Consider the following 14,026-nt stretch of genomic DNA (forward strand, 5'->3'; position numbering starts at 1 on the left):
AACGCCGAGGTGGCCGCCGCCAGCCGCATGGTCTTCGCCTTCAGCCGTGACAACGCCCTGCCCGGCTCGGCGATCTGGCGCAAGGTCAGCGGCCGCACCCAGACCCCGGTCCCGGCGGTCTGGCTCGCCGTGGCCGTGGCCGCGGTGCTCGCCCTCCCCTCGCTGTACTCCGCCACCGCCTACGGCGCCGTCACCGCGATCAACGTCATCGGCATCACGCCCGCCTACGCCATCCCGATCTACCTGCGCCTGCGCGCCGGGAACCGGTTCACGCCCGGCCCGTGGAGCCTGGGTCGCTGGAGCAAGCCCATCGGTTGGACCGCCGTCGTCTGGGTGGCGTTCGTGACCGTGCTGTTCTGCCTGCCGCAGAAGTCCCCGGTGACGGTCGACACCATGAACTACGCCGTGATCGCGCTGGCCGTCGTGCTCGTCCTGGCCAGCGTCTGGTGGTACGTCGCCCGGCGCTCGTACGGCACCCCGACGGCGTACGGCAACGCCCGCGAGGAGGCGGAGATCTCGGAGGGCATCATCTGACGGAGCCGCCCGGGGGCCGACGTTGCCCAGGATCCGAGCGGCGTGGGGAGCCGGGTCCCGCGACGAGAGAGCCGGTTCCCGTCCCCGTACCGGACAGGAACCGGCCCGCCGCTCAGGCGCTGAACTCGTACGTCCAGGCCGCCGACTGGGCCGAGAAGTCGATGTCCGTGATCTCCAGCGCGTGCCCGTGCTGATCGCTCACCACCCGGTGGACGATCAGCCGGGCCGCGCCGCCGGCCGTCGTCGTGGCCGTCCCCGGCACGCCGACCGACTCCCGGTGGGTGACCCGCAGGCCCGCCTGGTGCATCCAGTGGTAGAGCAGCCGCAGATCGGGCTGCTGGCGCCAGTCACGCCCCCGCCGGTAGCGCGCGAGCTGGGGGATCTCGGTGAGCGCGGGCCGCGAGAACCACGACACCGCCCGCTGGAGCGCCGTTCCCTGCGGCCCGAGCACCACGTGCCGGTGGACCAGCGTCGGCTCGCCCGGCGTGAGCAGGAGCCGCGCCGTCAGTGGCGTGGGCGGCGGCTCCCAGGTGAGCGAGGCCCGTACCAGCGCCTCGGCCGCGCGGGGACCGCCCGGGAAGGTCGGCCGGCGGGCCGTCAGGGCCGGGGTGACGGGCTCGCATCCGCCCTCGGCTCCGGAGGCGGCGAAGGTGCCGCGCCGGTCGGTCACCACGAGCCGTTCGTCCCGCAGGAGTTGGAGCGCACTGCGTACCGTCTGACGGTTGACGTGGTAGCGCTGGGACAGGGATCGTTCCGAAGGGAGCCTGCTGCCGGGGGAGATGCGGCGGTGGGCGAGGTCCTCGCGCAGCGCGGCGGCGACCCGGAGATAGAGCGGCGCGTCTGCCGCCGCCTCGGATTCGGGCTCGGCCATGATCAAACCCTCTCTTCGCTCAGCGTGACCGCATGGGTCGTGCGGGTGACCAATTCCTATCATTGGTCTAAACCATTTTGCCAGGGCTGATCGGCAGAGTGGCCGAAACGAGCGAGTCACCTTGTAATGAGGTACCAGGTGACAGGGACGAGACCGTGACCGCGGAAGAGGCGGGTGAGGCCGGATGACGACACCGTCGGAACGTGCCGAACGGGGCAGGGCGGCCCGCAAGCACGTCCCCCGCTCCTCCCACGGCCGCTGGATACCCAGCTCCCAGCGCCCCGACCCCATCGGCGTGCTCGAACACCAGGCCCAGGACCGGCTGCCCGACCTCGTACCCCTCCGGTACGGCCGGATGGCGGCCTCCCCCTTCGCCTTCCTCCGCGGCGCCGCCGCCGTCATGGCCGCCGACCTCGCCGCCCAGCGCCACACCGGACTCACCGTCCAGCTCTGCGGCGACGCCCACCTCCTGAACTTCGGGGTCTACGCCTCACCCGAACGGACGCTCCTCTTCGATGTGAACGACTTCGACGAGACCCTCCCCGGCCCCTTCGAATGGGACGTGAAGAGGCTCGCCGCCAGCATCACCGTCGCCGCCCTCCAGAACGGCAGCAGCAGGCCCAAGGCCCGCCGGGCGGCCCTCGTCGGCGTGGAGGCGTACCGGGCCACCATGCGCCGTCTCGCCGACCTCGGGGAACTCACCGTCTGGTACGAGCGGATCGCCGCCGACGACCTCGTCCCCCTGGTGCGCCGCGACGAACGCGCCCGATTCGAGAACCGGCTCGCCCGCGCCCGCCGGCGCACCAGCCTCCACGCGCTCGCCAAGCTCACCGAGACCGACGCGACCGGCGCCCGGCACTTCGTCGACGACCCGCCGCTCCTCGAACGGACCACGGACATCGACCGGGTCACCCTCGGCAAGATCTTCAACGACTACCGCAGCTCGCTCTCCGAGGAGCGGCGAGTGCTCCTCGACCGCTACCACTTCCTCGAAGCCGCTCGCAAGGTCGTCGGGGTCGGCAGCGTCGGCACCCGCTGCTTCGTCCTGCTCCTCGAAGGCCGGGACGACGGCGACCCGCTCCTCCTCCAGATCAAGGAGGCCGGCAGCTCGGTCCTGGAGCCCTACCTGGAGCCGAGCGCGTACGCCCACCAGGGGCGCCGCGTCGTCTACGGACAGCGCCTCATCCAGGCCGCCAGCGACATCTTCCTCGGCTGGATGACCGGACCCGAGAACCGCCACTTCTACTGGCGCCAGCTGCGCGACATGAAGGGGTCCGCAGAGGTGGAGACCATGTCCCCGGCCATGCTGCGGGACTACGCGAGGCTCTGCGGCCGCGCCCTGGCGCGTGCCCACGCCCGCTCGGGCGACCGGATCGCGATCGCGGCGTACCTAGGCGGCTCGGACGCCTTCGACCGTGCCGTCGCCGACTTCTCCCTCGCCTACGCGAGCCAGAACGCCGACGACTACGCGGCGCTCGGCGGGGCCATCGCCGCGGGTGTGGTGGTGGCGGCGCCGGGGGCCTGAGGAGGAGCGCGGCCCGGCCACCCCCCCCCGGTGGCCGGGCCGGGCCCCACGGCTGCGGCCCGGCCCCGGCGTCCCCTCCCTACGCGTCGCGGCGCAGGGGCGGCCCCGCCGGCGTCTCGGCGACCGGCCCGAAGAGCACCGCCCGCGCCACCGACGGGGCGAAGAGGCTCGTCAGCGGGGCGGTCAGGGTCATCGCCGCACGGAACGACGCCCCCACGGCCGGATCACCCGCGGACTGCTCCACCACCCGGCCCAGGTACCAGCCGACGACCCGGTCCATCGGACCCGGCCGGGCCGCGTCACCGGTCGCGCCCGGCATCTTCTTGTCGGCGCCCGCCGAGATGTCCCAGGCCTGCCGGGACGCGTCGAGGAGCGCGCGCTGCACCGCACGGGTCGTCGGGGTGCGCTTGGGGTCGGCGAGCGCCCGGCGCAGCGCGACGGCGCTGAGCGCGGCGACCGCCATGCCCTGCCCGTAGATGGGATTGAACGCGCAGAGCGCGTCGCCGGTCGCGAGGAAGCCGGCCGGACGGCGGCCCGGACGGTCGTACCGGCGCCGGATGTTGGCGGTCCTGCGGAAGCCGTACACCGGGGACACCGGCTCGGCCCGCGCCAGCCAGTCGCTGATCACCGGATGCGGCAGCCGCTTCGCGTACTCCTCGAACGCGCCCTCCTCGGTGGGCGGTTCGTCGCCGCGCAACCCCGAGAGGGTCACCAGGTGGTGCCCGTCGCCCAGGGGCAGCACGACACCGCCGTACACCTGGGCGGGGTTGGGCACGATGTAGTAGCCCGTCGCGTCGGTGCCCGGGTCGTCGGCCGGGGCGCGGTACACCCGGGTGCCGTACGCGAGGCCCGTGTCCAGGGTCTCCTCGTGCGGAGCCTCCGCCCCGATCCCCGCGAGCCAGTCGGCGGCCTTCGTGGAGCGCCCGGAGGCGTCCACCACCAGATCGGCGGCCAGGGTGCGGGTCTCCTTGTCGGCCCCCGCGCCCCGCTCGCGCAGCCGTACGCCCCTGACCCGCGAGGAGTCGCCGGTCAGGCCCACGGTCTCGGTGCCCTCGATCAGCTCGATGCGCGGATCGGCGAGGACCCGCTGCCGCACCAGCCATTCCAGCTGGGGTCGCGGGCCGGTGTAGTGGTGGGTGGTGGAGGTGGTACGGCGGAACCACTTGCCGTTCTGCCACTGGACCATGTCGGCGGGGGCGCCCACCGTGGGCGCCCCGAGCTCGGTCAACTCGTCCGTGAATCCCGGGAGCAGTTCGTCGAGCGCCCGCTGCCCGCCCGCGATCAGGACATGCAGGTGCCTGCCCTGCGGGACGCCCGCCCGCGCCTCCGGGCCCTCGGGCAGCCGGTCGCGCTCGACGACCGTCACCCGCTCCGCGTGCTCGGCCAGCACCCGGGCGGCAAGCAGCCCAGCGAGACTTCCCCCGATGACCACCGCGTGACGTGTCGCGCGATGCCCCAAGTCGTCGGCCATACCCGCCCTTTCGTGTCGTGGAACTCCAAACACCCAGTATCCACGCGGGTACGTGTCGAGGGGCGGCACCGCCACTCGGTTTCAGCCGCCCGGGAGCCCGGCCAGGGTGACGGGCGTGGCAGACGAACGTTCGACGGGACCCCGGGGCTTCAGGTAGCCCGCCAGGAGATACCTGGCGGTGCTCACCGACGGAGTCCCATGGCACGCACCGCACACCACATCCCCGGCTCACGCCGCTGGCCGAACAATGAGTCGGCGCCGGGGGCCCCTTGGCGCGCCTCACGCTGTACGACCTGCGCCACGGCGGCGCCTGCCGCGCCGCCACCTGCAGCGGCCGAGAGCGCCCTCACCCGCGCGCGATCCGCCGCACCGTGGTCTTCCATCGATGGCCCCGCTTCAACCGGGACGCCGGCGTCGCACGCGCAGCGGCCCATGAGGAGCGCCGGGCGCGTCAGCGCCTGCGCCTCCGGGTGGGCCGTGTCCTGAGCGTCGTGAACGCTCCTGACGGAACCATCGACCTGGACGCGGCGGACACCGTCGACATCCCTCCCGCACGCCACCGGCACTCCGAGCTCTGGTTCGCCTAGGCCGACAGGGCCCAGGCCGACAGGTCTTGGGCCCGGCCCGACGATCCCGCCCCGGACGTCACTCCGTCCCGAGTTCCGCCAGCGCCCCCGTCAGCCACTCCACCCAGAAGCGCTCCATCTCGATCCCGCCCCGCAGGACGAGATGGCGCAGCCGGTCGGGTTCCGAGTGGCGGCGTTCGCTCGGGAAGTCACGCGTCTCGATCGCGAGGTACTCGTCCAGCTGCTCCTGGTGCAGAGCGAGATGACGGGTCAGCTCGGCGCGCAGGCCCGACGCCCCGACCACCGCGGCCGCCCGCATCCGGAGCAGCAGGGCGGCCCGCATGGGCTTCGGGTCCTCGGACCTCGCCACCCAGGTGCCGAGCTCCTCACGGCCCGCGGGCAGCACCTCGTACTCCTTGCGCTGTCCCCGTACCGGCACCGGGGCGGGCAGGGCACGGATGTGCCCCGCCTGCTCCAGCTTGCCCAGCTCGCGGTAGATCTGCTGGTGCGTGGCCGACCAGAAGTAGCCGATCGACTTGTCGAAGCGGCGCGTCAGTTCGAGGCCGGAGGACGGCTTCTCGAGCAGAGCGGTGAGGATCGCGTGCGGGAGGGACATGGACGCATCCTAGGAGTGGCCGGCCACGGTGATCACAGGGTGGCCGCGAGACGGGTGCCCTGGTCGATGGCCCGCTTGGCGTCCAGCTCGGCGGCCACGTCGGCGCCGCCGATCAGGTGCGCCACGCGGCCCGCCGCGACCAGCTCCTCGTACAGGTCCCGGCGCGGCTCCTGGCCCGCGCAGAGCACGACGGTGTCGACGGGCAGCACCTGCTGTTCGCCGCCGATCGTGACGTGCAGGCCCTCGTCGTCGATCCGGTCGTACGAGACACCCGCGACCATCGCGACGCCGCGGTGCTTGAGCTCGGTGCGGTGGATCCACCCCGTGGTCTTGCCGAGGCCGGCGCCGACCTTGGACTCCTTGCGCTGGAGCAGGTGCACCTGGCGCGGCGGCGCGCCGCGCTCGGGGGCGCGCAGGCCGCCCCGGTTCTCGTACGAGGTGTCCACGCCCCACTGGCGGAAATACGTCTCGGGGTCCTGGCTCGCGCCCTCCCCGCCGTCCGTGAGGAACTCGGCGACGTCGAAGCCGATGCCGCCGGCGCCGATGATCGCGACCCGCTCGCCGACGGGGGCGCCGTCCCGCAGCACGTCCAGGTAGCTGAGCACGCTCGGGTGGTCCACGCCCGCGATGCCGGGGGTGCGGGGGGAGACGCCGGTGGCGACGACGACCTCGTCGAACTCGTCCAGGTCACCGGCCGAGACCGGCGTGCCGAGGCGGACGTCGACCCCGCGCTCGGCGAGCTGGACGCGGAAGTAGCGCAGCGTCTCGTCGAACTCCTCCTTGCCGGGGACCTTCTTGGCGATGTTCAGCTGACCGCCGATCTCGGCGGCCGCGTCGAAGAGGGTCACGGAGTGGCCGCGCTCGGCGGCCGACACCGCGCAGGAGAGGCCGGCCGGGCCCGCGCCGACGACGGCGATCCGCTTGGCGCGGCGGGTGGGGGAGAGGACCAGCTCCGTCTCGTGGCACGCGCGCGGGTTGACCAGGCAGGACGTGATCTTCAGGTTGAAGGTGTGGTCCAGGCAGGCCTGGTTGCAGCCGATGCAGGTGTTGATGGTGTCGGCGCGGTCGGCGGTGGCCTTGGCGACGAAGTCCGGGTCGGCGAGGAAGGGGCGGGCCAGCGAGACCAGGTCGGCGCGGCCGTCGGCGAGGATCTCCTCGGCGACCTCGGGGGTGTTGATGCGGTTGCTGGTGACGAGCGGCACGGAGACCGAGCCCATCAGCTTCTTCGTCACCCAGGTGTAGGCACCGCGCGGCACGGAGGTGGCGATGGTGGGGATGCGCGCCTCGTGCCAGCCGATGCCGGTGTTGATGATGGTGGCCCCGGCGGCCTCGATCTCCTTGGCGAGCCGGACGACCTCCTCCAGGGTGGAGCCGCCGGGCACCAGGTCCAGCATCGAGAGGCGGTAGACGAGGATGAAGTCCTCGCCGACGCGCTCGCGGATCCGGCGGACGATCTCCAGGGGGAAACGGACGCGGTTCTCGTAGGAGCCGCCCCAGCGGTCGGTGCGCTGGTTGGTCGCGGCGGCGATGAACTCGTTGATGAGGTAGCCCTCGGAGCCCATCACCTCGACGCCGTCGTATCCGGCCTCCTTGGCGAGTTCGGCGCAGCGGGCGTAGTCCTCGACGGTCTGCTCCACCTCGGCGTCCGTCAGCTCGTTCGGTACGAAGGGGCTGATGGGGGCCTTGAGGGCGCTGGGCGCGACGAGCGCGGGGTGGTACGCGTACCGGCCGAAGTGCAGGATCTGCATCGCGATCCGGCCGCCTTCGGCGTGCACGGCGTCGGTGATCAGCCGGTGCTCGGCGACCTCGTCGGCGGTGGTGAGCTTGGCGCCGCCGTCCCAGGGGCGACCGGCGTCGTTGGGTGCGATGCCTCCGGTGACGATGAGGCCCACGCCACCGCGGGCCCGCTCGGCGTAGAAGGCGGCCATGCGCTCGAAGCCGTGCTCGGTCTCCTCCAGGCCGACGTGCATCGACCCCATGATCACCCGGTTGGGCAGGGTGGTGAACCCGAGGTCGAGCGGGCTCAGCAGGTGCGGGTACGGGGTCATGCGGGCGCCTCCTCGCGCAGGATCGTCGTCCTCAGTTCTAGGGGACCCCCACCTCTTGTGCAACTAGTTGCAGAAGATTCGGGACGTGATGTCTACTACTCGGTAGCTTCCGGTGGCCGCCCGGCGTGTGCGGCTCCCGCGGAGAGAGCCGCCGCCGCTCCTGGCCACTCGGTGCGCAGGGCAGCCGCCGCCGCTCCGAGCTACTCGGTGCGCCGAGGAGTCGTGGCCGCTCCGAGCGGCTCGGCACGCAGTGGAGTCGCCGCCGCTCCGAGCCACACGTCCAGCTCCTCCGGCGTCCGAGGCTCCGCCGCCCCCGCGGCGAGCAGGCCATGGGTGCGGAGCAGCCGGGCCACCGCCGTACCCCAGGGCCGGCGCAGCCGGGCCTCGTCGAGCAGGGCGTCGTCCGCGAGCAGCTCCGCGACCGGACCGGTCCGCAGCCCCGACGGGGTCAACACCGCCGCCTCGTCCGCCCAGCGCAACGCCAGATCCACGTCGTGCGTGGCCATCAGCACCGTCGTACCGGCCTCCCGCAGCCGCTGGAGCGCGTCGAGCAGCCGCTCCTGGCCGTGCGGATCGAGACCGGCCGTCGGCTCGTCCATGATCAGGACCCGGGGCCGCATCGCCACCGCCCCCGCGATCGCCGCCCGCTTGCGCTGCCCGTACGACAGCAGATGCGTCGGCCGGTCCGCGAGCGCGGTGATGTCCAGCGCCTCCAGGGCCTCACGGACCCGGCGCCGGACCTCGTCCTCGGGCAGTCCCAGGTTCATCGGACCGAACGACACGTCCTGGTCCACGGACGCGGCGAACAGCTGGTCGTCGGGATCCTGCACCACCAGCTGCACGGTCGTCCGCAGCCGGGTCAGCCCCTTCCGGTCGTACGCCACCTCCGTACCGTCCAGGCACAGCGACCCGCTCACGCACCGCAGCCCGCCGCTGAGCAGTCGCAGCAGCGTCGTCTTGCCGCTGCCGTTGCGCCCGAGCAGCGCGACCGCCCGCCCCTCCGCCACGGCGAAGTCCACGCCGGACAGGACCGGGGGCCCGTCCTCGTAGGCGAAGCCGGCGTGCACCAGTTCCACGACAGGGGTCGGAGACGTCACGGAAGAAGCCTTTCCAGTACGAGGGTGAGGGCGACGAGCCCGGCGAGCAGCCCACCCGTCGCGGCGAGGAACGGACGGGAGGGCGCGCACGCGGGCACCAGCACCCGCAGCGTCCCGTCGTACCCGCGCCCGGCGAGCCCCGACTGCAGACGCTGCGCCCGGTCGAAGGCCCGTACGAACGTGGTCGCACCGAGGCCCGCGAGGGAACGCCAGGTCGCGGCCCGTGTGGTGTGCCCGAGCCGGGCGGCCTGCGCCTGCCGGATCTTGGACATGGCGTCGAGGAGCAGGAAGATGATCCGGTACATCACCAGCGCCACGTCCACCACCGGTGCCGGCACCCCTGCCCGTACCAGCCGGGGCAGGACGTCGGACACCGGCGTCGTGAACGCGAAGAGCAGCACCCCGAGCGAGGCCGAGGCGGTCCGCAGCAGCAACTCGCCCGCGTGCGTCGGACCGTCCGGTGCGAGGGCCACGAGCCCTCGGGCGCCGCCCACCTCGAAGAGCAGCGGGATGGCGCCCGTCACACAGAACCCGAGCGGGACGCGGAACGCCCGCCACAGCGCCCGGCCCGGCACACCGGCCGGACCGAGCAGCACCGTGAGCGTGGCCGCGGCGACGAGGACCGCGCCGGGCCACGGCGGCAGACCGACCGCGCACAGGGTGAGACCGAAGCCGAGAAGCGCCTTCTCGGCCGGATGGCGGCGGCGCCAGCGACTGCTGTGCGCCGCCGCGTCGATCGGCAGCATCGGCGGTTACGCGCCCGGCCCGCCGGCGGACCCGCCGCCGGAGCCGCCCCTGCCGTCCGCGGTTCCGGTCGCGGTCGCGGCACCGGCATCGGACTCGTCCGCCCCGGCCCGCGCCGCCCCCTGTCGGCGGCCGCGCCGCAGGCCGAAGTAGTACGCCAGGACACCGGCGCCGAGGGCCGCCTGAAGGGCGAACAGCGCCGACTCGATCTCCCCGGACGGCGGCTCGTAGAGCGGGCTGAACCACGGCTCGTAGTCCGGCTGGAGTTCCGTGATCGCGGTCTCGGCCTCCGCGTCGGCCCCCGTGAAGGGTTCCTCCTTGTGGTCCCCGAGTCCCAGCGCGAGCGGCAGGACCGCGAGCGCGGCGACGATCAGCAGCAGCAGGGTGTTGATCTTCGCGTTCCGGCTCATCGCGCGGTCGCCTCCTCGCGTCGCTCCGACGTGCGTCCTGCGAGGACGCCGAGCCGGATCAGGTCGCCCTTGCTGGACTGGGTGAGCAGGCGCATCACGAGCACGGTGAGCAGGCCCTCGCTGACCGCGAGCGGGATCTGCGTGACGGCGAAGATCCCGCCGAACTTGGCGAGTGCGCCGGGGATGCCGCTGCCCGGGTCGGGGAAGGCGAGCGCCAGCTGGACGCTGGTCACGCAGTACGTGGACAGGTCGGCGACGAACGCGCCGAAGAAGACGGCGACCATCAGCGGCGCACCGAACCGGCGCAGCAGTACGTAGGCCCCGTATCCCGCCCAGGGCCCGACGATCGCCATCGAGAAGACGTTCGCGCCGAGCGTGGTGAGCCCGCCGTGGGCGAGCAGCAGGGCCTGGAAGAGCAGGGTGATCGTCCCCAGGACCGCCATGATCGGCGGCCGGAACAGGATGGCGCCCAGGCCCGTGCCCGTCGGATGTGAGCAACTGCCGGTCACGGAAGGCAACTTGAGTGCCGACAGAACGAACGTGAAGGCGCCTGCGGCGCCGAGCAACAGGGTGGACTCAGGATTCGAGCGCACCTCGCGGGTCAGCGCGCGGACCCCGTGGACGACGAACGGCGCGGACGCGACGCCCCAGGCGGCCGCGTGCACAGGGGGCAGATACCCCTCGGCTATATGCATGGTTGGGAGACCCTCTCCAGCACCTCGTGGATGGACAACGCACCCTGGCCGGTCTCCTGGCTGACGGTCATTCCGCCCGACTCCGCCTTCCCACACCACGACGGTCTCCCGACGTGGTCCAGTGGCTTCCCCGAGGGTGTTCCCCGCGGGGGTGGAGCCGGACCTCCCGATCACAGTGGCGAGGGCCGCACCGGTACTGCACCGGTTTCCCGTACACCAAGGCCCTGCGACATTAGTGCGTTGACCTGCTGGATCACAACACGGTCGCCACCGGGTGCGGCCCCTCGCTCACTCCCCGCAGTCGCGCCGGGGCGTCCCGGGGGCGGCCCCGGGCGACCCCGGGGGCACTCTCGCGGTCACCGCCTCGGTCACTCCTTGCGATAGGCGTACGCCTCCGAAGCGGCCGCCGCCACGGCGCCGAGGTCCCCGCCCGCGCTCGCCGTGACCAGGGCGGCGACCGCGCCCTCGACGAACGGCGCGTCCACGAGCCGGGAGCCCTCGGGCAATTCGTCGCCCTCGGCGAGGAGGGCCTTCACGGTGAGCACCGCGCTCCCCAGATCGACGAGGATCGCCACACCGGCGCCCCGGTCGACGGCCTTCGCCGCCTCTGAGATCAGCTCGGAGCTCGTCCCGAGACCACCGTCCGGGGTCCCGCCGGCCGGGAGGATCGGGGCGAGGTCACCGCCACCGGCGAGCCCCCGGGCCAGCTCGGCCACGGCGGTCGCGACGGCGGCGCTGTGCGAGACGAGCACGAGGCCGACGGCCGCGGACGTGGACCCGGGCCCGGACCGCGGATCGGCCCCGGGCTCGGACCCGGCCCCGGGGCCCGAACCGGACCCGGTCTCGCCGGGGTCGACCGCACCTGAGTCGGTCCCGCTACCGGCGCTCATGACGCCCCCTCGGCGCCCGACGCCTCCGTGCGGGCGATCTCGTCGAGCGCGGCGAACAGCAGCGCCGAGGACGTGGCCCCCGGATCCTGGTGCCCCACCGACCGCTCGCCCAGATAGCTGGCCCTGCCCTTGCGTGCCCGCAGGGGTACGGTCGCCAGCGCGCCCTCCTCGGCCGCCGAGCGGGCCGCGCCGAACGAGTCCCGCAGCCCCTCCACGGCCGGCACGAGCGCGTCGAGCATCGTCTTGTCGCCCACCTGTGCGCCGCCCAGCTGGGACACGGCGGTCACGCCGGAGTCGAGCGCCTCCGCCAACTGCTCGCGGGTGACGCGCCCGTCGTCGCCGAGCGTCTTGCCGGTACGGCGAAGCAGCGTGCCGTACAGCGGTCCCGAGGCCCCGCCCACGGTGGAGATCAGCTGCCGCCCGGCGGCGGTGAGCACCGCGCCCGGCGTCGCGGGCGGGTCCTTGGCCAGGGTCTCGGTCACGGCGGCGAACCCGCGCTTGAGATTGGCGCCGTGGTCGGCGTCACCGATGGCCGAGTCGAGCTCGGTGAGCCGGTCCGCCTCCCGGTCGACGGCCTCGGCCACGGCGGCCAGCCAGCGCACGAGGAAGTCGGCGTCGAAGGTCTGCGTCATGTCGGTCCCCTCTCCCTCCGCCGGTCTCACCGGCCCCAGCGCAGCGCGGGCGTCTCCACGGGCGCGTCCCAGAGGCGCAGGAGGTCCTCGTCCACCTCGCACAGGGTCACCGAGCAGCCGGCCATGTCGAGCGAGGTCACATAGTTCCCGACCAGCGTCCGGGCCACCGGCACACCCCGCTCGCCCAGGACGCGCTGCACCTCGGCGTTGAACCCGTACAGCTCGAGGAGCGGGGTGGCGCCCATCCCGTTCACCAGGGCGATGACGGGCCCGGACGGGCGGAGGTCCTCGACGACGGCGTCGACGGCGAAGTCCGCGATCTCGCGGGAGGTCATCATCGGGCGCCGCTCGCGGCCCGGTTCGCCGTGGATTCCGATGCCCAACTCCAGCTCGCCCTCGGGGAGACCGAAGGTGGGGCTGCCCTTGGCGGGGGTGGTGCACGCGCTCAGCGCGACGCCGAAGGAACGGCAGCGCTCGTTGACCCGGCGGGCGATCGCCTCCACGCGTTCCAGGGGCGCGCCCTCCTCGGCGGCCGCGCCCGCGATCTTCTCCACGAAGAGCGTGCCACCCGTCCCGCGCCGGCCGGCCGTGTAGAGACTGTCCGTGACGGCGACGTCGTCGTCGACCAGGACCTTGGCGACCTGGATGCCCTCGTCCTCTGCGAGCTCCGCCGCCATCTCGAAGTTCAGCACGTCACCGGTGTAGTTCTTGACGACGAACAACACCCCGGCGCCACTGTCGACGGCGGCCGCGGCCCGCACCATCTGATCGGGCACCGGCGAGGTGAACACCTCCCCGGGACAGGCGGCCGCCAGCATCCCGGGCCCCACGAAGCCCCCGTGCAACGGCTCGTGCCCGGAGCCACCGCCGGACACCAGGGCGACCTTCCCGGCCACGGGCGCGTCCCGCCGCACCACGACCCGCCGCTCCACGTCGACGGTGAGCTCGGGATGAGCGGCGGCCATCCCGCGCAGCGCGTCGGCGACGACGGTCTCGGGGACGTTGATGAGCATCCTCACGGATACCTCCTGATGAGATTAGCAGGCAGGCGGGAGACGGGGTTTTCGCAGATCAGATGGGGCGAGACGGATTTTCGATCTTGGGCGGTCCGTAGCGCTCCAGGGCGGTCCTCGACGGTACTGATGCTGACTCGTTGCTGACTTCTCTGACGGAGTGTCAGGGAAGGTTCGGTCGGTCGGCGCTTTGCTTCTGTGTGTGACGGAGCAATTATCGGCGCAGCGGCAGGGCCGCGCACTGCCGCGTGAGCGGTAGGGGTTCCCGTACAGCTCCGGCCGCGAAGGGGGCAGGCGCCGGGGAGGCGCCTCTCCTGCGAGTGGGGTTGCGTCGACGGGTATGCCGTCGCGTCTTGGCCAGGTCCTCTCCTGGCTCGGACGTACGCCACCGCCGGCCAGGGCGTCCCTCCTCAGTGGCACGAGCGGCGCCGGTCGCGATCCCGGAGTTCCCGAGGGCGGCGGGAAGAAGACGGGGCACCGGCAGCGACGACCACGTGGAGGGAGCGCACGGTGATCCGGTGGTCGGCGTCATTAGCCTCGGTGATCCGGGCGGTGACGCCGTACGCGGCCCCGTCCCGTACGAGGACGGTCTCGGCGTGGCAGTCGGTCTCTAGGCGTCCGCCGTGGGCCACGACGTCGGACAGGCAGGTGGCGGCGGTGGAGTTCTTCGCACCCCGGGTCGAGGTGACCACCCCGACCCAGACGACCAACCAGGCCGCGCGGATCTACGAGCTCGAGGTCTGCTGACCGACCCCGACCCCGACCCCGACCCCGACCCCGATTCGGATCCCGATCCCGGACGCGCCGCCGCTGTCGCGACGGCCCGTCAGTCGAAGATCGCGTACAGGTTCCTCATCAGGGACGCCGGTCGCTCGCGGGGGCGCGGCGGCGGCTCCTGCGAGGCGGTTCCGACG

15 protein-coding genes and 1 riboswitch are annotated in these 14,026 nt (G+C 73.0%); of the genes, 3 read left to right on the top strand and 12 right to left on the bottom strand.

Annotated features, from left to right (window positions below):
• Positions 1-534: amino acid permease (locus AOK00_RS22630; RefSeq protein WP_159041828.1), on the top strand; the 534-nt coding region annotated here is incomplete at its 5' end.
• 112 nt (positions 535-646) lie between these two features.
• On the opposite strand, the gene AOK00_RS22635 is transcribed toward AOK00_RS22630, so the two are convergent.
• Positions 647-1,405 carry a GntR family transcriptional regulator gene (locus tag AOK00_RS22635; protein WP_055602129.1) on the bottom strand — a complete coding sequence of 253 codons (759 nt, stop codon included), beginning with the start codon at positions 1,403-1,405 and terminating at the stop codon, positions 647-649.
• 184 nt (positions 1,406-1,589) lie between these two features.
• On the opposite strand from AOK00_RS22635, the gene AOK00_RS22640 reads away from it, so the two are divergent.
• The gene (locus tag AOK00_RS22640; RefSeq protein ID WP_055602130.1) at positions 1,590-2,930 is read left to right on the top strand and encodes a DUF2252 domain-containing protein; all 1,341 of its coding nucleotides are present in this window, start codon (positions 1,590-1,592) and stop codon (positions 2,928-2,930) included.
• Between the two features lie 79 nt (positions 2,931-3,009).
• Here AOK00_RS22640 and AOK00_RS22645 read toward each other — a convergent pair whose 3' ends face one another.
• Positions 3,010-4,401 (bottom strand): FAD-dependent oxidoreductase, encoded by a 1,392-nt coding sequence (locus AOK00_RS22645; RefSeq protein WP_055602131.1) that lies wholly within the window; start codon positions 4,399-4,401, stop codon positions 3,010-3,012.
• 269 nt (positions 4,402-4,670) lie between these two features.
• Between AOK00_RS22645 and AOK00_RS22650 the strand changes: the two genes are divergently transcribed.
• Positions 4,671-4,988 carry a hypothetical protein gene (locus AOK00_RS22650; RefSeq protein WP_055602132.1) on the top strand — a complete coding sequence of 106 codons (318 nt, stop codon included), beginning with the start codon at positions 4,671-4,673 and terminating at the stop codon, positions 4,986-4,988.
• Positions 4,989-5,046: 58 nt separating this feature from the next.
• Here the strand turns inward: AOK00_RS22650 and AOK00_RS22655 are convergent, their stop codons facing one another.
• The 10 genes from AOK00_RS22655 to AOK00_RS37390 form a co-directional block, all read right to left on the bottom strand.
• Positions 5,047-5,583 (bottom strand): PadR family transcriptional regulator, encoded by a 537-nt coding sequence (locus AOK00_RS22655; protein ID WP_055602133.1) that lies wholly within the window; start codon positions 5,581-5,583, stop codon positions 5,047-5,049.
• 32 nt (positions 5,584-5,615) lie between these two features.
• The gene (locus AOK00_RS22660; RefSeq protein WP_055602134.1) at positions 5,616-7,631 is read right to left on the bottom strand and encodes an NADPH-dependent 2,4-dienoyl-CoA reductase; all 2,016 of its coding nucleotides are present in this window, start codon (positions 7,629-7,631) and stop codon (positions 5,616-5,618) included.
• Between the two features lie 200 nt (positions 7,632-7,831).
• Positions 7,832-8,728: an energy-coupling factor ABC transporter ATP-binding protein gene (locus AOK00_RS22665; RefSeq protein ID WP_055602135.1), complete on the bottom strand. Its 897-nt coding sequence runs from the start codon at positions 8,726-8,728 to the stop codon at positions 7,832-7,834.
• Positions 8,725-9,474 carry a cobalt ECF transporter T component CbiQ gene (gene cbiQ, locus AOK00_RS22670; RefSeq protein ID WP_055602136.1) on the bottom strand — a complete coding sequence of 250 codons (750 nt, stop codon included), beginning with the start codon at positions 9,472-9,474 and terminating at the stop codon, positions 8,725-8,727. Before cbiQ ends, AOK00_RS22665 begins: the two co-directional genes overlap by 4 nt.
• Before the next feature lie 6 nt (positions 9,475-9,480).
• Positions 9,481-9,882: an energy-coupling factor ABC transporter substrate-binding protein gene (locus tag AOK00_RS22675; protein WP_055602137.1), complete on the bottom strand. Its 402-nt coding sequence runs from the start codon at positions 9,880-9,882 to the stop codon at positions 9,481-9,483.
• On the bottom strand, positions 9,879-10,577 hold the full coding sequence (locus AOK00_RS22680; RefSeq protein WP_030319292.1) for an energy-coupling factor ABC transporter permease: 699 nt from the start codon (positions 10,575-10,577) through the stop codon (positions 9,879-9,881). The genes AOK00_RS22675 and AOK00_RS22680 overlap by 4 nt, the downstream gene beginning before the upstream one ends.
• A gap of 29 nt (positions 10,578-10,606) precedes the next feature.
• Positions 10,607-10,813: riboswitch (cobalamin riboswitch) on the bottom strand.
• A 132-nt stretch (positions 10,814-10,945) separates the two neighbouring features.
• Positions 10,946-11,467, bottom strand: coding sequence for a PTS-dependent dihydroxyacetone kinase phosphotransferase subunit DhaM (locus AOK00_RS22685; protein WP_437441438.1), 522 nt, complete (start codon positions 11,465-11,467; stop codon positions 10,946-10,948).
• Entirely contained in the window at positions 11,464-12,099 is a 636-nt protein-coding gene (dhaL, locus tag AOK00_RS22690; protein ID WP_055602138.1) for a dihydroxyacetone kinase subunit DhaL, read from the bottom strand. The genes AOK00_RS22685 and dhaL overlap by 4 nt, the downstream gene beginning before the upstream one ends.
• Positions 12,100-12,125: 26 nt before the next feature.
• Positions 12,126-13,118 carry a dihydroxyacetone kinase subunit DhaK gene (gene dhaK / locus AOK00_RS22695; protein WP_055602139.1) on the bottom strand — a complete coding sequence of 331 codons (993 nt, stop codon included), beginning with the start codon at positions 13,116-13,118 and terminating at the stop codon, positions 12,126-12,128.
• 404 nt (positions 13,119-13,522) lie between these two features.
• On the bottom strand, positions 13,523-13,804 hold the full coding sequence (locus AOK00_RS37390; protein WP_159041829.1) for a GMC family oxidoreductase N-terminal domain-containing protein: 282 nt from the start codon (positions 13,802-13,804) through the stop codon (positions 13,523-13,525).
• Positions 13,805-14,026 lie beyond the last annotated feature (222 nt).

This window comes from Streptomyces aureus, from assembly GCF_001418135.1.
Classification (GTDB): Bacteria; Actinomycetota; Actinomycetes; order Streptomycetales; family Streptomycetaceae; genus Streptomyces; species Streptomyces aureus_A.